The sequence below is a fragment of the Pseudanabaena yagii GIHE-NHR1 genome, from assembly GCF_012863495.1.
Lineage (GTDB): Bacteria > Cyanobacteriota > Cyanobacteriia > Pseudanabaenales > Pseudanabaenaceae > Pseudanabaena > Pseudanabaena yagii.
Map to the genome: position 1 here is coordinate 597,338 of NZ_JAAVJL010000001.1, position 19,480 is coordinate 616,817.

Genomic DNA, 19,480 nt, shown 5'->3' on the forward strand with positions numbered 1-19,480 from the left:
TAATTCTTAGACGGAAATTTTAGAATGGTGATTCTTATTCTTGAGATAAAAAGTACAACCGAATCATAGCTACCACACAGAAAATAAATCGTTTAGTCTGTAAGGAGTTCAGCTACAAGTATTTTTACTCATAGTTTTTTAAAGCTCTTGATTAGCAAGGATTCCAATTTTTTATGAGATAGCCCTGTAAATTAATAGAAGATGGGTTCTGAAATGCTCATTTTATGACAACTTAAAAGATATAAATACGTCGATCATGCTTTAACTATATACCTAATAGTTTAGACAATTGCCGTGATTTGGATTAGCTTTTTCTCCCGATCATAGGCGCATTCTTCAACCACACATCACCTTTCTCAAAGCAAACTATACTATCGAAAAAGCTGATCCCAAATGTTTCTCTTGTAATCAGATCTGGCTCAAGCTTTCCTCTTGTATGATCTGCGTTTAGCCTATCAATACAGTTTTTCGAGAAATTTATAAAAGTTTCACTTTTGTCAATCCCTCCCCCATATTCTTCCCAATACGCAGTATGTAAATCCTCAACCATGTATATTGCATTTTTATACATTAATGGATAAAAAAATTGAAAACTACTCTCTATATCTGCCATTTGATGACTTCCATCATCCAAAACAATATCTGGCACTCCAAATTCATCAATAATCTCTGCAAGAAACATATGATTGGATTGATCTCCAATACGAACAAAGATACCTGGTGATTCACAATCTTTACATTTGGGATCAATATCGATTCCAACTATTTTTGCCATAGGACCAAAAAAACGTTGCCACATTTGTAATGATCCGCCTTGGCTAACTCCAATCTCAATGAATACTAGCGACTTATTTCTCCAAGATGAAAAAAACCTTTCATAAATTGGGAAATAATGAACCCATTTATGAATGATTCTTTGATCGTTTGTCAAGAAATCTTGCCATAGGTTCATAAAACATCCTCAGATCGTATGTCAATAAATATATATAACTATGTATTAGACAGAACTTTTCTACCTAATCTGACTATAGGGGATATAGTCCAAAAGTCAAGGTTCTGCCTAATTATCCATTCCTCTAATCCTCTAATGTTTATTAGAAAGAAAAAATCTGTCTAATAAACATATACATGATTTTATATCGGAGATTGCCACCTAATAGCTTACTTGAAGTATTAAAATGACAATATCATAGCAACTCTAAATGGTGCATTTCCACACACCATTTAGAGTTGCTATATAAGCTAGAATATTTTAGGGTAGCAGTTCCATATAACTTGATATGATATTAAAGGCTTAACAATTGTGAAATAAATGTTGTGCTAGAGTTCTGCCTATTATCTATTTTTTCTGTGCTTATAACCATGAGAACAGAAAAAATATAAACTACAGTAAACAGATAATATTTTTACTTTTGTGATTATTTCAAACTCTTCTAAGTTTTTACTAGAAAAATCTCGTACTCCCATCTATCAAAGAATCCAAAATGCATTCAAACAAGTGTTGCTAACACTTGGACACACATTAGTTGTTGCCGATTTAGAGCATATTTCATCTATAGAAGATTACCTATTACTAATAAGAGAAGAAAATCCAGATTTTATTCTCTTAACAGATCCTCGTAGTTTATTAGCAAGCTATCAGGAACATATAGATGGATTTCTATTTGAGAAAGTCGATACACCTATAATTTTTATCCACCATAACAATATTTTTAGTGATTTATATGACTCAAGAATGATTCAAAACAAGCTTATATCTTTCTATCGAACAAGAGATAAAAGCTATCATTTTTGCCTTGAATATGATAATTTTGTGGATTTGAGGAGCTTAGGAATTGATAATACTTTTTCTATTTCTCATGCTTCAGAATTTATCAAATATTCCTCTCCAATTCAAAATTATAGGCATGAATTATCATTTTTAGGTCACTTACTACCTAGCCTATCTAATACAATTGAGGGAAACCCCTTTTCCCACTTTATACAGTCTCATGTATGGAGGCGAATTGTTAATCTAGATACGAAACTAGGTGATTATGCTTCAGAATTTGCAAATATGCAGTTGAAAGGATCTAGTGAGCTAATCGATTTTTTAAGTATCAAATATTTCTATATTTCTAATCTACATATACAATCTAACGGATTTAGGGGGGAAATCGTTAAAAGAATTGATAATGCCAACTTAGATATTATAGGTGGAGATCCTTCCTATATACATGGAAAAGATAGTAGTTTAATAATTGATAAGGAGAATATTAGATACTATCCTCCTCAAAAAGAAGATTTTTTTGCTCAGAATATTTATCGAAATTCACAAATCAATTTAAATATAACATCTCTTCAATTTGATAGTGCAGTTATTAATCGTGTAATTGATATTGCTGCTAGTGGAGGCTTTGTTCTGACAGATTGGCGTTCAGACTTAGAATCGCTAACTGGAGTTCACAAAGAAATATCATATAAGTCTATCGAAGAATTAAACGAAAAGATCTCATATTATTTACATCCAGATCATTATCAAGAACGTATAGATATTGCTGAAGCATTACATCAAGATGTTAGTCGTAAATATAGCTATTTATCTATAGTAGAAGATATGATTTTTAAAATTAATTCATCAGTAAAAAATATGCCTGATCCTCTTTGTATCGATCTTGGTTGTGGAATATGGAAACCAGAAGGATTTATTGGTGTTGATATCTATGCAAGTCCAAATATTGATGTAGTAGCTAATTTAAACCGCAGGTTTCCTTTTAGCGATAACAGCGCTGATATCATTCGAGCGCATGATGTTATAGAGCATTTAGATAATAAAATTCACACGATGAATGAAATATGGAGAATATCGAAGCCTAATGCCCTAATTGATATTCGTGTACCATCTACAGATGGTAGAGGTGCATTCCAAGATCCTACCCATGTAAGCTTTTGGAATCTCAATTCCTTTTTATATTACTGTATTGAATATCCAGAATATCTGAAGCTTTGTCACAGCTATGGATTTCAAGGTAAATTTAGCATAGTGAGTTTAGAACAGCAATCTGAGAATAATGTTGTACATGTTCATGCTGTCCTAAAGGCTATTAAAAAAGATGTACAAGTTAAATATCAAGAATATTTAGACAACCTAAGACCTATAAACCTATTAATTGTTCCCAATTGGCTACAACCACAAGAACAGATTTCTGAATATTTAACTAGCTGTCTTGAAATAATCTTATCTCATCCTCAGAAGAACTTGATGACTATTCTCATAGTAGGTGACAGTTCAGAACTAGATATACTTAATTCTTTGATAATGGATATTGCGTTAGGATTGATCATTGAACAAGATATTGATGTAAGTAATGGAGAGCCTAATTTTCTTTCTATTCATGTTAATGATGGTTATTTATTATCTACTCTTTCAAGACATGTATCTGCCGTCATTCCTTTGGGGTCGCCAGATTTAGGAATATTACTAGAATATTTTCCAGACAAAATATTAGAAAATATTGATCTGATTCACGAAATGGATATTTCATAATATTTCTATATGGCGGAAATATTATGGAGGGTTCAAGAGAATATAAAAACAACTATATTGGCTGTAATAAAAAACAGTCTTTTTAATGATTTATATACATCCTGTTGAAGCTTGAAATAGATGAGTGCAATTAAAGCTAATATATAAAAAAACTTGGTTCACGCACAACACACATCACAGATTGCTTACTCTATTTTTTTAATTATGCCCAGAGGATTAGGTAAATCTAGTATTGTAATTTTTCAATAAATAGTATTTTCAAGTCAACCATTGAGCTTTTGGGAAATACTATTTTTTCTGTAGGCTTTACATTTGTAAGATTTAGAAATTTTGACTTTTCTTGACTAGAGTTAGAATAGCTATTAGAACATTCAGAATAAAATTTTTAGTTATGTCGCTTTTACCCATGAAAGTTTTTAGCCCAGAAGTTGCGAAAAAAGCAAAAGCTAGCGTCAAAGTCTGGACGCGATCGCTTTTAGTCGTTGCTCTAGTCGCAATGACAATCTTTGGCAATGCCCATGAAGCGTTGGCTAAGCGTGCAGGTGGTCGCGTTGGCGGTAGTGCTTTTCGATCAGCTCCAAGTCGTTCAATGCCTTCTAGCCCTTCTCGGTCATATAGCAACTATAGTGGCGGCAACACCCTATATAGCCCTAACACTGGTGGTGGATTCTTCTTTTTCCCCATGTTCTTTGGTGGTGGCTTCGGTGGCGGATTATTTAGCCTGTTATTGCTGGTAATTGTTGCAGGTGCAATCATGCAAGCCTTCCGTGGGCGTGGTGATGGCGAAGGCATTACAGGTATGGACAGCAAAGTGAGCGTTGCCAAAATCCAAGTAGGTCTACTTTCTTCAGCGCGATCGCTACAACAAGAATTAACCCGTTTGGCGCTAGAGTCGGATACTTCATCCGTTGAAGGCTTAGCTGTCGTTACTCGCGAAACAGCAGTTTCCTTGATGCGTCATCCTGAGTATTGGGTTTACGTCAGCAGTGCTAGCGAAAATACAAAGTTTGCCCTTGCTGAGCAAAAATTTAATAGCTTAGTTATGTCTGAGCGCAGCAAGCTCAACACAGAAGTTTTAAGTAATGTTGGTGGTCGAGTACTTCAAGGCAAAACTTCGGCAGCTTTACCTAGTGAAGGTAGTTTGAGCCTTGAAGATCCTAGCGAATATATTGTAGTCACTATCCTATTAGCAGTCGCTGGCGACTCCCTCAGTAAGTTACCGACTTTACGCTCCTCAGAGGATTTGTCATCTGCACTATCAGCGATCGGTTCCGTCCCTGAAGATAATCTCTTAGCTGTGGAAATCCTCTGGGAGCCCCAATCTGAAGAATACACTCTCACTAATGATGAAGTTTTGACCATATACCCTGATCTAGTCAGAATTTAAAATTTCCAATAAAAATTTGAAAGTGCTGCTTCGCAGCACTTTCAAAAGAACAATAAAGGCAGCGCCAAGCGCTGCCTTTATTGTTCAATACTATAAAAAGATTTGCGAAATCTAGCCTAAAGTTGTAGCTTTCAGAGTCGATCTGTGGTATCACTTACCAGTGTTATTTCTTCTTGTTTTGTGAGAGACAACTTTCAAGTATTCTAATTTGGCTAAAATAGCTATTCCAACAGCACTTTTTTGAGTATGGCAGTTTTTGTGGTGAGTGCGTGTGAATCATGGAGTGAGTAAGGTCGGCATATGATGCAAGATACAGATAAAAATCAATTTTATGTAACGCAAGACGTTGATGCCTATACAGACAACGTAGATAACTTAATGGATGATCTATTTGGAGAGGTGGAAAGTACTCTTCATGTTGATTACGCCAAGCAGCGATCGCCAAAAGCTAAAAAAGCACAGAAACAATCTGCTCCCTATGCCTCAGCAAAAGCATCTAGTTCAGATATAGTTGCCATATCCAAAATTGAGCCAGAACATCGCGATGTTGCCACATCCAAAGATACTGTTAATATTACCAAGCTCAATCTGGCAGATATTTCTTTACCACCGATTTCTAAACAAGATGTTCTCTGGATTCAACCCTACATCATGCGGAATCCAGAACCACCTTCTAATATTCCACCCACACCACCTGAATCTGTAGTTCAAAAACCTAATTTATTAGATCGCATTTTGTTAGTTGCTGCCTGTAGCTCAGCCCTATTAGCGGCAGTGATGTGGACAATTAATCATGGTATTTGGTTAGGACGGCAATCAGTAGCTGTTATCCCAGCAAATTCTAAAATTGCGCCCGACAATAAGCCCTTTGCCGATGAAATCAAGCGGATGCTGTCTGATATAACGGATAAAAATCGAGCGATCGCCGCAAATTCTAACGGCAATATTGGTAGCAATTTGCCATTGATGGCAGCACCTTTGGTAGGGAATATGCCTCTATCCGTTGCACCGAATCCCTTTGCCAACGGGAATCAGCCAATGTATGTACCTGTATATCAACCACCTAACCTCGCTAGTAGTAATACTAGCAATGCGCCATCCCCATTAGCTTTGCCCCCTCTCACAGCAAACAATTCCATTGACGCATCTAATCCGCCTACGAGTGCTAAGCCCAACTCTACATTCACACAAGCGGCTGCACCTATGCCATCATATACATTAATTGGTGTGCTGGATTTAGGCGATCGCTCCACAGCTATGTTTGATATGAATGGCTCAGTGCAATCAGTCGGATTAGGTAAAGCGATCGGCAATACAGGCTGGTTTTTAGCTCGCGTTAGTCAGCAAGAGGTGGTGGCAAAACGTGGTAGAGAAACAAAAACTATATTTGTTGGGCAAAAGTTCTAAAAGTCTCCAAAATCTAACTATCTAAGGAAAATATATATGGGGTTGCTAGAGGATATATCTCGCTTTTTAGAAACTCGTCTAGAGGAGTTTATTCGCAATAATCCCCAAATTGAATTGCAAATCCTCGAAGATAAGTTACGCCAACAAGACGAAGAAATCACGAAGCTAATCGTTAGCTCAAAGCAAGAGGAAAAAAATTTACAGGATCGAATACTGGAAATAGCGGAAGAAATTCGTGTCTGGCACGATCGCACGGTTAAAGCTGAGTCCTTTGATCGTCCTGACTTGGCAAATCTTGCCAAAGAGCGTGAAGCAGCTTTGCTACGGCAGGGCAATCAAATTTGGGCGCAGATGGAAATAGTTAAAAAACGGGCGATCGATAGCCAAGCCTTGCAAGTCCAAATTCAAGAAAGACGTAAGGAGGTACAAGCGAAAATTGCTGAGGCTGCCAAAGCTGCTAAGGCAAAGTCTCCCGCTAGCACACCCTTAAACTGGGACAATCTCTACACACCTCCCTTCCGTGATCCTAATGACAAGTTAGAAGAAACCTTTCGTCGTTGGGAAATGGATGAAGAACTTGAGCGTCTCAAACGTAATTTGGGAAAGTAAGTAGTTAGGCATCATTAAAACCCAAAAAGCTGTGGCACACGCGCAGCATGTGCCACAGCTTTTTGGGTTTTATATTTAATTACGCATAGCTATTTAGAGAATATTTGAGCAATTTATTTTGTTAGTGTGCAAATTTTGCTAACCGTTATGTTATGATAGAAAAGCATCAAAAATGCAGCGGGATGTAGCGCAGCTTGGTAGCGCACCACTTTGGGGTAGTGGGGGTCTTGGGTTCAAATCCCAACATTCCGATTGATTAAGGGTTTAATACCTGTATAGAAAGGTCAAAATGCTTAGTAAAAATCACATTGCTTAAAACTCTCATAATCCTTGGAGAGAAAGATAGCAGTTTTGGGAAATAACGGGAATATTGCAATCTCATTCGCACATAGATAGAAAGAAAAGGCTAGTATCTAGTGGCTTAGGAGTTTACCGTAATTCCAAGAAGTTACAGCAAGCCAAACAAGCAGAGTGAGCTTAAGTTCGACGAGCTAAAAAATAACGGGAGAGGAACAGTCAAACCTTTGATCTGAAGCTCCAAAGTAGGTTTAGTCTCGCGATAGGAATAAGCAGACAATCCAAACAAAAGATTAATGAGAAAATCGAAAATACTATGATGCATTTAATGCTCAATTTGAGAAATATTTTGCAATTAGTAATTGCAGAATATAAGTAGATCTGACACTACTTTTCACTTTTTCCATTCAATATGTCCGTTAATATTAAAATTCTCAAAAGTCTGGAGAATTTCTGTACAAAACTCTTGCAACTCCTGATTATTTTCTTTCTTAGATAGATCGTATAGCCGAATAAACATCTTTTTGCCTGTTTCAGTTTGTTTAAGATTTTTCTTAAGAAAATTATGCTGGCTACACAAAGTTTGACCATTCTCAACTGTGGCTAAACCTCCCATATCCTTTGGTTTAATATGATCAACATGCAAATCCACTCCATTTTCGCGACCAGCACCACAAATTACACATTTATATCCATCACGCTTTAAAATCTCATTCTTCTGAGTGATTGTAAAATCTTCTTGATCTCTATTTTGAGCATATCTGGGATCGTATTTATAAACTCCCTTGGATATTTTTTGTAGAAATCCTCTCTGATATAAAGATCTAATTCCTCGATCAGGATCTCTAAATATTTTTCCAGTACGTTCAAAATACTTGGAAGTCACCCAATCGACAACATCTTTAGTTTGTATTTCAATATTGGGATGCATTTTAAAATATTCTCTAATAATATTAAGTTGAACTGTACTTTTTTCTAGAGATTCATCATTAATATTAGACATTTATTAAACTCCGCTTTTGAGCAGAAGTCATTGTAATAGCTTTATATTTTACTAAACAATTAATTAAACTTTTAGTGACTTCACGAACAACAGGAACTGCAACTGAGTTACCAAATTGCCTGTACATCTGGGTTCTGGAGACGGGAATAGTAAAACTTTGAGGATATCCCATAATTGCTTTACACTCATTTTCACTAAGCAACCTAATTCCTGTTTCTCCATCTTTTACAAAAGTTCCAGTTAGTCTTTGAATTTTATGATAAGTAGAACAGAGTGTTTTTACTTGAATCTGAGAATTTCGATCAATCAGCTCTGGTTTTCCATCATCTAGTTTAAATAGATATGAGTCTTGTAAATGTTTAGATATTGAATAACCAATGATGTTTTGTTCTACGTAAGAGCCAATAAACTCTTGATTTGGTATAGGGGTAGGAAAACTAAAGTCAGGTACATCTTGGGAAATATCTTCAGATATTCCTACTATAAAAATCCTTTTTCTAACTTGTGGTACTGCATAGTCTTTAGCATCTAAAATAGCCCAAAAGACATGGTATCTAACATCAGATTGACTAAAAAAAAGATATTGTCCATTGATAGATACCGATAAAGTATTTAATATAATTTTTAATGTATTGCCACCATCATGAGTTACTAATCCTTCAACGTTTTCTAAAATAAATGCCTTCGGTTTTTTCTTTTTTAAGATTTTAACCACATCATGAAATAAAGTTCCTTGAGTAGGATGTTCAAAGCCTTCACGTTTGCCAATGGAGCTAAATGGTTGGCAAGGAAAGCCAGCCGTTAATATATCAATATCTGGAATTGTAGATGGATCAATCTTAGTAATGTCTCCATGTGGAATATCCCCAAAATTAGCTTGGTAGGTTTTCTGGGCATATTTGTCCCATTCAGAAGCAAATAAACAAGTTCCACCTATTGCCTCTAGAGCGATTCTAAATCCACCAATACCAGCAAACAAATCTGCAAAAACAAACCCCATTTCTGTCTCTCATATTATTATCACAAGTGAGTTACATATTGCCAATCTTAAATCTGTTCAAACAATTGGCTAGTAAATTTTACTCCTAAAAATTGGCAAAGCACATCAATATATCTATAACCCCTCAAATCATGACATAAAACCCAATAGAGAGTTGCGGCACTTTGCGCCACAACTCTCTATTGGGTTTTGTATTTTTCCTAACATTACTGGCTATAACTACTTCACATAAATAATACAATGGAAATTTATCGCATAAAAAAAGAAGGATACAAAGTATCCTTCTTTTTTTATGCGACTCTATCTAAATTGATTTAGCAGGATCGACTTCAGCGAAAGTCTTGTAGCATTTTTCTGCATCGTATATATGGCAGCGATCGCCAATATCTTTCATCAGTTCCCATGAGAACTTAGTCTTGTATAGATATTGCCCCCAATTCTCATCTAGAGACTTGTGTGCTAGACGCAAGTTGTAGGAAGGAATACCTGTAGAAACATGGTGAGGAACGTGAACATTGATATCGTGACATAGCCATTCCACCCAAGCTGGATAGTCACAATGAACAGTTCCAGTTAGCTGATCAGTTGCAGCGTGCCATTTGTCTGGACTCTTAAACTGAATATCTGGCATCGTATGGTGAACGATGGTAAAGGTACTCATCCAGAAGTGATAAACCAACCAAGGCATCAAAAAGAAATTGATAAATCCTAATAAACCAGTGGTGTAAATCAAAGCAGGAATCGAGATCGCACCAAACACGATCACTAAGCGATAGGAGAACTTTACTTGTTCTTGTTGACGCTCAGGATAAAGACTGGCATCGAAGTGTAAATTTGCCCAATGAATAATCGATCCAATCCACCAAAAACGGGTACGAATTAGACGATATACACCAGAAATCAGTCCCTTACCTTGTTCATACTCTTCGACAGTGAAGGGATACCAAGCATTATCTTCACCCATTTTATTTGTATGCAGGTGATGGTAATCATGCTTGAAGCGCCAACCGTGAAAAGGATAGAGCAGTGGTAAAAATGCAATATGACCTACAAGGTCATTTACCCAACTCTTGTTAGAAAAGGAGCGATGTCCACAGTCATGGCCAATTACGAACCAACCCGTTAGGGCAGTACCTGTAAAAATCCAAGCGAAAGGTAACAAATACCAAGGCGAGAAGGCAATGCTCGCATAACCAAGCGCAGCGGCTACTAAGGAAAACAATACACCAAACCAAGCTCTGAGAGGCTTTTTCTCAAAGTATTCGGAGGGGATAGTTTTAATGATGTCGCGGAGGGTGGTCTCAGGCGTAAGAGTGTGTGAGGAGTTTTGTATGGCAACCACTACTGAGCACTCCCTGCGGTGGTCAATCTTTGACGGCTCAAGCTTTGCAATTGCTGAAAAAGAACATCAATGTCGGATTGCAATTCCGCTAGTTCAGCTTGAACTTCTTCGGAATATAACTTTTTGGCGGTTACGTTCAATGTAGAAATCTCTTTTGTTGGGGCTTCAGTTTGTTTGCTCATACTTTCCTTTAAAACGCTTTTAAAACGTTGCGATCACACCACAAAAATATTTATGAATCAGATTCTAGCCTATGTTATGTGTATTTTTGTATACCCATAAACATATCTAATGAGTAATTATACGGATCTGAATGATTTTCTCTGTCGCTTGCGCCACACTTATACCTAGAGATACCTAGGGACAAGCTGTAGCTAAACAGACAGGTTGCAGAAAACTATTGTTCCTCTAGGTGTGACGTGGTTGAAGCTTATGATTAAAGCTTAATATTTGGTTCCAAGAGGTGTATCAGCAAACAAAATGGGGGCGATCGCTGCTGCTGATCCCAAGCGATCATCAAGATATTCTTCGAGACTGTAGTACTGATCCATGCGATCGCATAGTCCTTCTGGGCTAAGGCTTTGGATATTATGGCTGATGATATAGCTTTGGGCAGCCGAACCACGGAAGGCTGCAAAGGCTTCTTCGCAATAGGCTTGCTTAGAATCACGGGAAGCAGCTATCCAATCTGAGCCATGCATATTGCCACTGAGAATTGGTTGTCCGTTAGCGGGGATCACAGGACGACGCTCATATGCGATCGCTTGACTATTTGTCATGAAAACAGTTGTAAATATAAAAATAACTAATAAAAATTTAGCTAAGTCATGAAAACTAAGAAATCGACTCATAATTTGCTCGAAATTTACGCAAAGAGGTAATATTGGGAGTCTCAGCATCCACATATTTCCAAGAAAAAATGGTTTCTTGAACTGATCTAGCTGGGCTGTAGAGACGATAATGCAATCTATTTTAAGAAATTTGGCAATTAAGCTGGTTTGAACAAAAAGTCATTAAGGTTTGATAACATTTCCTGATTAATCGCACCAAACATATCAAAATAGTAATCGCAATATTGTCGAATAGGTTGTATTGTCTAATTTCTAGGAGTATTCTAAGTCTCGGCTTAAATACTTTTTTATGAAATATTCGCTAAACTTGTGTTGTTTGCGATACAGAAAAAATTCACACGTCTTAATTATTAAATTTCCCAGCCCGCCAAATGTCCGAACATTATCTGAATCATCCTACTTTTGGCTTGCTATCTCGCCTATGTAGGGTAGATGAGTTTCGTAGTTTGTTCACTACCCTCTATGCCCAAAGGTTATTTTTCCTAATTACCAATAGTCCCGAAGGTATTCAATTTGAGCCTGTCTCGCGAGCAGATGCAAAGCTCATGGTTGAAAATCAAATGCGATCGCTTCGCCGTATGGGTTCTGATACTGATCAAAAAAATCTCCAACATATCTACAAGCGCACTTTTTCCCAATGACATCGCGTATTTCTCTCAAGGCTGCTGCGAAAATTAATCTTTACCTAGAGATTACGGGCAATCGTCCTGATGGTTATCACGACTTGGTGATGATCTTGCAGAGTATTGATCTATGCGATCGCGTTGATCTTCGGAAACTTGGTACAGACGAGATTCAAGTAAGCTGTACTAATCCTGAATTACCTTGCGATCGCAGTAATCTTGCATACAAAGCAGCAGCATTAATGCAAAGTGCTTTTCCAGAAATTGGGGGAGTCGAAATTGCGATCGACAAACAAATTCCGATGGGAGCTGGTTTAGCTGGGGGATCGGCAAATGCGGCGGCGGTTTTAGTGGGGATTGATCGCCTATGGAATTTAGGACTTACCCAGTCACAGATTTGTGATTTGGCTGCCCAGTTAGGTTCTGATATCCCATTTTGTGTAGTTGGTGGTACAGCTCTAGCGACAGGTCGTGGGGAAATTTTGTCACCTCTGCCTGATCTCAAGGATTTAGTCCTAGTAGTTTGCAAACCTCGCCATATTTCGATCTCCACTGTCTGGGCCTATCAAACTTTCCGATCGCATGGCTTGCTGGCGCACAATCCCGCTAAACATCAAGCTCTCTCTAGCCAAATGGTTGCCGCGATCGCTTCTGGTGGTGAATCTGCACCAGCTAAAATTGGGCGATTGCTATACAACGATTTAGAACGGGCGGTATTGCCTGAGTATCCTGAACTCGTTGATTTGGAGAACAAATTACTAGAGCAAGAATGTCTCGGTGCAATGATGTCAGGTTCTGGCTCAACGATGTTTGCAATCGCCGCCGATTTGGATCGCGCCCATCAAATCGCTGAAGCCGTCAGAACCGAAGATATTGATGTATGGGTCGTGAAGAGTTTAGTTAGATCGATTTTTGATGCTTGATTTTTACCTTAGACAAGGGGCTTAAGCCCCTTGTCTAGAATTAATCGCTAGTTTCTTGTAAGCGATCACGATCTAGTAACTCTATCTGTGCGCCATTGATAGCGATTAAGCCTTCACTACTGAGTCGATACAAAGCCCTAGATAGAGTTGCGGGAATTGTTCCTAAAGTCGCAGCTAGTTGAGTTTTGGTGACATCTAAAGTGATGATATTCGCCTGATGGTCGCGATCGCTTAAATCTAATAGGTAAGAAGCTAATCTTTGCGGTACATCTTTGCATGACAGTTCCTCAACCATATGCGCCAGTTTACGCGAGTGCGTAGCCAGACTCATCAACATATTGATGGCGATCGCAGGATATTGATGGAGCAGTTCTAGAAAAGCTAATCGAGGGAAAAAGATTAATTCTGTATATTCCAAAGCGATCGCCGATGCGGGGAAGCATTTTCCATCGAGTGCAGGAACTTCGGCAAAGTAATCACGCCCACCTAGCAAATGCATGATTTGTTCTTTACCGTTTGATGCCATTTTAAACACCTTGACTCTCCCCTCTTGCACCACAAAAAATCCCGTCGCTTCACTATCTTGGATAAAAATCATCTCTCCCTTTTGAAACTTTTGTAGTTGCGAAATTTGGACTAGTGGCTCAAGCTGCTCTAGGGATAAGCCTTGAAAAATTAGAGTTGTTTGTAACCATTGACTTAATTCGGATTTATGCACTATCTGCCTCAATGAGATCGCTAGCGTAAGTTTTCATAAAAGATTAGTGATTGATCTATCTTTTCTCAAAGTCAAAAAGAGATTTACGCCGCAACTCTCTTTTTGCTTTTGACTTAAATCAAAGGATTTTAGTGGATATTCTCCTATGCTGTCCTCACAAGACAGAAGGAAATCCCATGGCAACATTGTTTGAAAAGCTCGGCGGCGCTAAGGCTGTTGACCTAGCAGTAGATCGGTTTTATGAAAGAGTGTTGCAAGACGATCGCATCAAACACTTTTTTGCGGATACCGATATGGCAACACAGCGATCGCACCAAAAAGCCTTTCTCACCTATGCCTTCGGTGGTACTGATAAATACGATGGTCGCTATATGCGTGAAGCTCACAAGGAGCTAGTGGAAAAGCAGGGTTTAAACAGTAGTCACTTTGATGCGGTTGCCGAAGATTTAATGATTACGCTCAAGGAGATGGGAGTTTCCGATGAACTCTTGGCAGAGGTGGCGGCAGTAGCGGCGGCTCCACAACATAAGAAAGATGTTTTGAATGGCTAAATTTCTTCTCCAAAGTTTTGCTTTGCAAAACTTTGGAGGTATCAAAAGATATGACAACTTTTCAAATTAGTGACACCGTAGGCAAAATCGTTCGCGATCGCCCTTCCCCTTCACGGTTGTTTGAGCAAGCCAAGGTTGACTATTGCTGTGGTGGTAAGAAAACGCTTGATGAGGCATGTCGTAAACAAGGGATTGATCCTCAAGTATTTCTCACACAGTTAGAAGCGATCGCTACCTCAAGTCAGGAACCAGAACTAAACATCACAACTTTATCTCTGACGGAACTAGCTGATCACATCGAGCAAACCCACCATGCTTACCTCCATACCGAACTACCTCGTTTAGAAAGAATGGTCACAAAAGTTGCGGCAGTACATGGCGAACGGGAACCGCGTCTACTTCAAATTAAGGATATCTTTTTAGCTGTATCCCAAGAACTGGCAACACATTTGCAGAAGGAAGAACGGATTTTATTCCCGATGATTCGCCAGTTAGAATTTAGCACTGTGATTCCCTCTTCCCATTGTGGCACGATTGCTAATCCCATTCGTCAAATGGAATTTGAACATGATGATGCAGGCGTTGCACTAGAGCAATTGAGTCAACTCACTGACAATTACACTCCACCTGAATGGGCTTGTAACTCCTATCGCGCCATGCTGGATGGACTACTGAACTTTGAGCGGGATATGTACCAACATATTCATAAGGAAAACAATGTGCTGTTTCCTAAGGCGATCGCTTTAGAGCAATCTAAATCTAATCAAAACTAGCATGACAACTTCTCCGTTTTCTATCGTCAGCAAAAAGCGATCGCTAATGAAATCCTCACCTTTGCTGCTGTTTGTCTCGCTGCACTCTTTGCCGATGCCGTCGCTAGTGACCAGATCGCTATGCCTGTATTGGTATTGTGGCTATTGAATACGCTCTTTTTTAGCAGTGCGATTTTTACGGTGAAACTGCGTAAACCGAAAACTGCCTCCTTGATGCCGAGTTTGATTTATCATGCGATCGCTAGTTTCGTTATTGCAGGACTCTGGTATTACGATTGGCTGAATGCATTCTCGGCTTTAGCGTTTGGAATAGTACTACTTAAGTTTAGATTAATTTTAGGAATGCGTGAATGGTATCAGACCACGCAAATTCAAAATGTGGCGATCATTGAAACCCTTTCGGCAATAATCTTCGTGACGATTGTATCGATTTCTCTCCTACCTGCTCATCTTTAAAGAATTGCCTTTACACACAAGTCTCTCTATCTTCGTTTAGATTTACCAAGCCCCCTAAATCCCCCAATTCTGGGGGACTTTGAAAAAAATTTATTTTCTTGTTCTCCCAAAATTAGAGGTTTAGGGGGCAATTAATTAGAGAAGTTCTTTCAACTTCGCTTGATATTCGTCAGGGGTAATGCTACCCGCCTTTAGTTCCTCATTGAGCAATTGCACTTGAGGCTCGATCGCTTGTTTCTTCTCAGCAATTTCTTCGGCTTTAGTTTTGTAAATTGCTTCACCCTCTTTCTTGGCTTTCTTGAAGGCTTGGCGGAGGCTAAAAGCATCCATTTCACCACCTGAGGCAAAATATTCGTTAGCGACTTTACCGAGCGCCCATGTACTGGCATAGGCAGTGGTCGCGCCAACGACCATGCCAAAAACGGGAACGAGCTTGGCTAGATTGCTGACGGCGATACGGGTTCCTGTGATCCCCAAGCTACCAAAGAGTGCCTTGCGAAGGTTTTCATTGTCGCGATCGTAGCCCCAGCTTTGACCGATGGTTTGGGCGAGGTCGAGTTGGTTCCAATAGATCAACATATCGAAAGCGATCGCGATCCCCGGTAAGGGAAATGCACCTAGCACGGCATTGAGGAAGCAGGTATCGGTAATGGCGTTCTCCACTTCGATCGCGCGTTTGTCGGGATCATCAATTTGGCGCACTTGCTCAGAGATTGACGATCTCGTAGAGCGACGTTCTAGGGTTTCGAGCCATTCTTGTTTCCCCCATAATTTAGAACTGGTAAAGGTTGTACCAATTTTGTCTAAAAGATTTTGTTCTTCAGAACTACATTCTCCATCGATATTTGCCATCGCGTAGGCTGACTGGTAAACCATTTCCTGTGCGATGTCGCTGGTGATTTGCGAAAGTAATGTGTCGATGGGTTCGTCTTCTTCGTTCAATAGGCGATCGACGGTAACTCCTTCAGGCAGACGAATTTCTTCAAAAGTGTCGGCGAGGCTGGCGAACTCTTCTTCGAGCAGTTTGCCGTCGGCTTTTGCCATGCTTACCAATACCTTAAAGCTTGCTAAAACTTCTTGCTGATTGACTGCGGACATCGAATGCTTACTCCTTTCCAGAAATTATCACTGATGATAACCGCGATCGCGATCTAAGTTTGTATAAAGCTAGTCTACGGATGCAATTTACTTATTGATTTCTGGCGTTTTAAGCGATTACGATCCAAATAATTTAAGAAAGAATTAATGTCCAAAGATTTGATTATTTTATGATGTGGCAATTCTAAAAGACTTATGGAAGAACAAACGGGTTGCTTTTCCGCAAATCCCAAACGGAGTTTTGGAAGAATATGATAGTTCATGAGGCTTTCTCGATGAGCAGGCAAGAGGAACTGATGATGATGTAATTCTACAGAAAGCTTTTAATGAGAATTGGATTTTAATCTCTTGTGCTAAGTATCAAGACAAATTTTGATACTGTAGCCCTATGTGTGATATCAGAAAACCGATCGCACTATAACTAGGTATAGCCTATAATCAAAAAGTAATTATTTATGGTTTGGATCTAGGTGGCACTTAAGTTTAAATTTGCGATCGCTTCGGATTTGCACATTGCATTGCCCCACACGATTTGGCAACATCCTGCGCGATTTCATCTTGTCGAGTACAGCATTCCCGCATTTGAAGAGGTGCTGTCCCATCTGGCTACCCTAGACTTAGATTTTTTACTATTACCCGGGGATCTCACTCAGCATGGCGAACCTGAAAACCACCAATGGCTAGCGGAGCGACTTACAAAGCTTCCCTATCCTGTCTACGTCATCGCAGGAAACCATGATGTACCAAGGGTCGAAACCTTCGACCAGTTTACGCCGCACTATACGAAGTTTGGATTCAACGAAGGAATTAGCGAACCTAACAAACTCTATTACGAATGCGAAGTATTGCCTAATGTAAGGCTAATTGGATTGAATTCTAATCGCTTTGATGAGGAAGGTCAGCAGATTGGTTGGATTGATGACGAGCAGTTAGATTGGTTGCAGACTGTTCTCGATCGCCAAGATTACGAATTGAACTTGGTGACGATTCATCATAATGTGTTGGAACATATGCATGACCAGTCACGCAATGCCCTCGGAAAGCGCTATATGCTGGGTAATAATCAGCAATTATGCGAGATTTTGCATCGAGCTAATGTGAAGATGGTTTTCACTGGACATCTGCATGTACAGGATATTGCCTATAGCGATCGCTATGATCTCTATGACATTACTACTGGCTCCCTCGTGAGCTATCCCCATCCCTACCGCGTTCTGAATTATATTTCCGATAATTTAGGCGATCGCTTAGAAGTAGAATCCTTCCGCGTGAAATCAATTCCTGAACAGGCTGATTTCTTACATTTCTCACGGGAATGGATGGGCAATCATTCGCACCCCTTTGTGTTGCGGCTACTGACGCATCCACCACTCAATTTGCCTCTAGAGGTTGCAGAGAAACTTACCCCTGACCTACGTTACTTTTGGGCATATATCGCTGATGGTGATGCTGATTTCCATTTTCCCCATTTCCCCAAAGTAGCTCAAGAATATTTTGAAGCCTTTAGCGATGTGCCACCTAAAGATAATAATGTGACGCTAAATCTTAAGCGATCGCTTACCATGAGATGATCTTATTATTTTGATATATCACCTAATTCCCATGCAAAATCTCAACCGCCGTAAGTTTATTGGATTCTCTACTCTATTTTTACTCGGAGCCTGTGGAGCGCAGACTACACAATCTACAAGCACTTCAGGTAAAAGTAAAATTGTCTTTTGGACAATGCAATTAAAGCCGCAATTTGATAAATACATGACGGACTTAATTGCTGCCTTTGTCAAAGAGAACCCGACGGCGGAAGTGGAATGGGTGGATGTACCTTGGGGCGAAATGGAAACTAAGATTTTGAGTTCTGTAGCTGCTAAAACGGCTCCTGACGTGGTAAATCTCAATCCTCAGTTTGCATCAAAACTAGCGGAGAAGAAGGCGTTAGTAGATATGGCGGCAACCATTTCCGAAACTGATAAATCGAGCTATTTCCCAAATATCTGGAAAGCAAATCAATTGGATACCGCTACTTTTGGCTTGCCTTGGTATGTGGCAACGGATATCACCATTTACAATCGTTCTCTTTTTGAGAAAGCAGGTTTAGATCCCGCCAAGCCTCCTAAAACTTTTGAGGAACTTACTAAGGTTTCAGAACAGATTAAAGCAAAGACTGGTAAATATGCTTTCCTATTGACGATGGATGGTGGTCAGGTTCTCGAAGCAATGGTACAAATGGGCATGAAGTTGCTCGATGCCAATGGCAAGGCTGCCTTTAATGATGCGGCGGGTAAAACTGCCTTTGACTATTGGGTAAATCTATTTGAGAAGCAATTGATTCCCCGTGAAATTTTGACGGAAAGCCACCGCAAAGCGATCGAACTTTATCAATCGGGCGAGTTAGCAATTTTATTGACTGGCCCGCAGTTTTTAAAAACAGTGGCTCTGAATGCGCCAGAGGTCGCCAAAGTCACCGATGTGGGCGCACAAATTACTGGCTCAACGGGTAAAAAGAGTGCGGCGGTGATGAATGTTGCCGTACCAGCGACATCCTCAAATCAAGCCCTTGCGGTTAAGTTTGCGCTTTATTTAACTAATGCGGAAAATCAGCTTACCTTTTCCAAAATTGAAAATTCCTTACCCTCGACGATTAAGAGTGTGAGCGATCGCTATTTTACAGAGGCTCCTAAAGATGCGCCATTACTCGATCGCGCCAGAGTCATCAGTGCCTCACAACTATCGCAATCTGAAGTCTTGATTCCCCCAGCCAAGGATATTGAGAAATTGCGGAAGATTATCTATGAGGAATTGCAATTAGCGATGCTCAAGGAAAAGCCTAGCGAAAAAGCGATCGCCTCGGCTGCCGAACGTTGGAACTCTTTATAACACTTCAAAACCCAAAAGATGAGTTGCGGCGCTTCGCGCCGC

General features: G+C 39.5%; 19 protein-coding genes and 1 tRNA gene. 12 read left to right on the plus strand and 8 right to left on the minus strand.

Annotation, left to right across the window (positions count from 1 at the left end):
* Positions 1 to 304: 304 nt before the first annotated feature.
* The gene (locus HC246_RS02900) at positions 305 to 952 is read right to left on the minus strand and encodes a class I SAM-dependent methyltransferase (protein ID WP_169362075.1); all 648 of its coding nucleotides are present in this window, start codon (positions 950 to 952) and stop codon (positions 305 to 307) included.
* Between the two features lie 462 nt (positions 953 to 1,414).
* On the opposite strand from HC246_RS02900, the gene HC246_RS02905 reads away from it, so the two are divergent.
* From HC246_RS02905 to HC246_RS02925, 5 genes are all read left to right on the plus strand, one after another.
* Positions 1,415 to 3,526 carry a glycosyltransferase family protein gene (locus HC246_RS02905; RefSeq protein WP_169362076.1) on the plus strand — a complete coding sequence of 704 codons (2,112 nt, stop codon included), beginning with the start codon at positions 1,415 to 1,417 and terminating at the stop codon, positions 3,524 to 3,526.
* Positions 3,527 to 3,917: 391 nt separating this feature from the next.
* Positions 3,918 to 4,913 (plus strand): DUF1517 domain-containing protein, encoded by a 996-nt coding sequence (locus HC246_RS02910; protein ID WP_225902901.1) that lies wholly within the window; start codon positions 3,918 to 3,920, stop codon positions 4,911 to 4,913.
* A gap of 300 nt (positions 4,914 to 5,213) precedes the next feature.
* Positions 5,214 to 6,320: a hypothetical protein gene (locus tag HC246_RS02915; protein WP_169362077.1), complete on the plus strand. Its 1,107-nt coding sequence runs from the start codon at positions 5,214 to 5,216 to the stop codon at positions 6,318 to 6,320.
* A gap of 36 nt (positions 6,321 to 6,356) precedes the next feature.
* The gene (locus HC246_RS02920; RefSeq protein WP_169362078.1) at positions 6,357 to 6,929 is read left to right on the plus strand and encodes a TIGR04376 family protein; all 573 of its coding nucleotides are present in this window, start codon (positions 6,357 to 6,359) and stop codon (positions 6,927 to 6,929) included.
* A gap of 178 nt (positions 6,930 to 7,107) precedes the next feature.
* Positions 7,108 to 7,181 (plus strand) — tRNA-Pro (locus tag HC246_RS02925).
* A gap of 439 nt (positions 7,182 to 7,620) precedes the next feature.
* Here HC246_RS02925 and HC246_RS02930 read toward each other — a convergent pair.
* The 5 genes from HC246_RS02930 to HC246_RS02950 form a co-directional block, all read right to left on the minus strand.
* A complete protein-coding gene (locus HC246_RS02930; protein WP_169362079.1) occupies positions 7,621 to 8,229 on the minus strand; it encodes an HNH endonuclease in 609 nt (202 codons plus the stop codon).
* Positions 8,222 to 9,229, minus strand: coding sequence for a DNA cytosine methyltransferase (locus HC246_RS02935; protein WP_169362080.1), 1,008 nt, complete (start codon positions 9,227 to 9,229; stop codon positions 8,222 to 8,224). Before HC246_RS02935 ends, HC246_RS02930 begins: the two co-directional genes overlap by 8 nt.
* A 304-nt stretch (positions 9,230 to 9,533) precedes the next feature.
* The gene (locus tag HC246_RS02940; protein WP_169362081.1) at positions 9,534 to 10,571 is read right to left on the minus strand and encodes a fatty acid desaturase; all 1,038 of its coding nucleotides are present in this window, start codon (positions 10,569 to 10,571) and stop codon (positions 9,534 to 9,536) included.
* Complete coding sequence (locus tag HC246_RS02945; RefSeq protein ID WP_126386423.1) at positions 10,571 to 10,753, minus strand: hypothetical protein; 183 nt, start codon at positions 10,751 to 10,753, stop codon at positions 10,571 to 10,573. Before HC246_RS02945 ends, HC246_RS02940 begins: the two co-directional genes overlap by 1 nt.
* 261 nt (positions 10,754 to 11,014) lie before the next feature.
* Positions 11,015 to 11,350, minus strand: coding sequence for a hypothetical protein (locus tag HC246_RS02950; RefSeq protein WP_211167616.1), 336 nt, complete (start codon positions 11,348 to 11,350; stop codon positions 11,015 to 11,017).
* A 443-nt stretch (positions 11,351 to 11,793) separates the two neighbouring features.
* Between HC246_RS02950 and pipX the strand changes: the two genes are divergently transcribed.
* The gene (pipX, locus tag HC246_RS02955) at positions 11,794 to 12,063 is read left to right on the plus strand and encodes a transcriptional coactivator PipX (RefSeq protein WP_169362082.1); all 270 of its coding nucleotides are present in this window, start codon (positions 11,794 to 11,796) and stop codon (positions 12,061 to 12,063) included.
* A complete protein-coding gene (gene ispE, locus HC246_RS02960; protein ID WP_169362083.1) occupies positions 12,060 to 12,968 on the plus strand; it encodes a 4-(cytidine 5'-diphospho)-2-C-methyl-D-erythritol kinase in 909 nt (302 codons plus the stop codon). Before pipX ends, ispE begins: the two co-directional genes overlap by 4 nt.
* 40 nt (positions 12,969 to 13,008) lie before the next feature.
* On the opposite strand, the gene HC246_RS02965 is transcribed toward ispE, so the two are convergent.
* Positions 13,009 to 13,689: a Crp/Fnr family transcriptional regulator gene (locus HC246_RS02965; protein WP_169364442.1), complete on the minus strand. Its 681-nt coding sequence runs from the start codon at positions 13,687 to 13,689 to the stop codon at positions 13,009 to 13,011.
* 173 nt (positions 13,690 to 13,862) lie between these two features.
* On the opposite strand from HC246_RS02965, the gene HC246_RS02970 reads away from it, so the two are divergent.
* From HC246_RS02970 to HC246_RS02980, 3 genes are all read left to right on the plus strand, one after another.
* Complete coding sequence (locus HC246_RS02970; protein WP_169362084.1) at positions 13,863 to 14,237, plus strand: group I truncated hemoglobin; 375 nt, start codon at positions 13,863 to 13,865, stop codon at positions 14,235 to 14,237.
* A gap of 50 nt (positions 14,238 to 14,287) precedes the next feature.
* Positions 14,288 to 15,010, plus strand: coding sequence for an iron-sulfur cluster repair di-iron protein (gene ric / locus HC246_RS02975; RefSeq protein ID WP_169362085.1), 723 nt, complete (start codon positions 14,288 to 14,290; stop codon positions 15,008 to 15,010).
* A gap of 120 nt (positions 15,011 to 15,130) precedes the next feature.
* On the plus strand, positions 15,131 to 15,466 hold the full coding sequence (locus tag HC246_RS02980; RefSeq protein ID WP_169362086.1) for a hypothetical protein: 336 nt from the start codon (positions 15,131 to 15,133) through the stop codon (positions 15,464 to 15,466).
* Positions 15,467 to 15,601: 135 nt separating this feature from the next.
* On the opposite strand, the gene HC246_RS02985 is transcribed toward HC246_RS02980, so the two are convergent.
* The gene (locus HC246_RS02985; RefSeq protein WP_169362087.1) at positions 15,602 to 16,564 is read right to left on the minus strand and encodes a hypothetical protein; all 963 of its coding nucleotides are present in this window, start codon (positions 16,562 to 16,564) and stop codon (positions 15,602 to 15,604) included.
* A 470-nt stretch (positions 16,565 to 17,034) separates the two neighbouring features.
* Here HC246_RS02985 and HC246_RS02990 point away from each other — a divergent pair, with 470 nt between their 5' ends.
* The gene (locus HC246_RS02990; protein WP_169362088.1) at positions 17,035 to 18,135 is read left to right on the plus strand and encodes a metallophosphoesterase family protein; all 1,101 of its coding nucleotides are present in this window, start codon (positions 17,035 to 17,037) and stop codon (positions 18,133 to 18,135) included.
* Positions 18,136 to 18,166: 31 nt separating this feature from the next.
* Complete coding sequence (locus HC246_RS02995) at positions 18,167 to 19,438, plus strand: ABC transporter substrate-binding protein (protein ID WP_169362089.1); 1,272 nt, start codon at positions 18,167 to 18,169, stop codon at positions 19,436 to 19,438.
* Positions 19,439 to 19,480 lie beyond the last annotated feature (42 nt).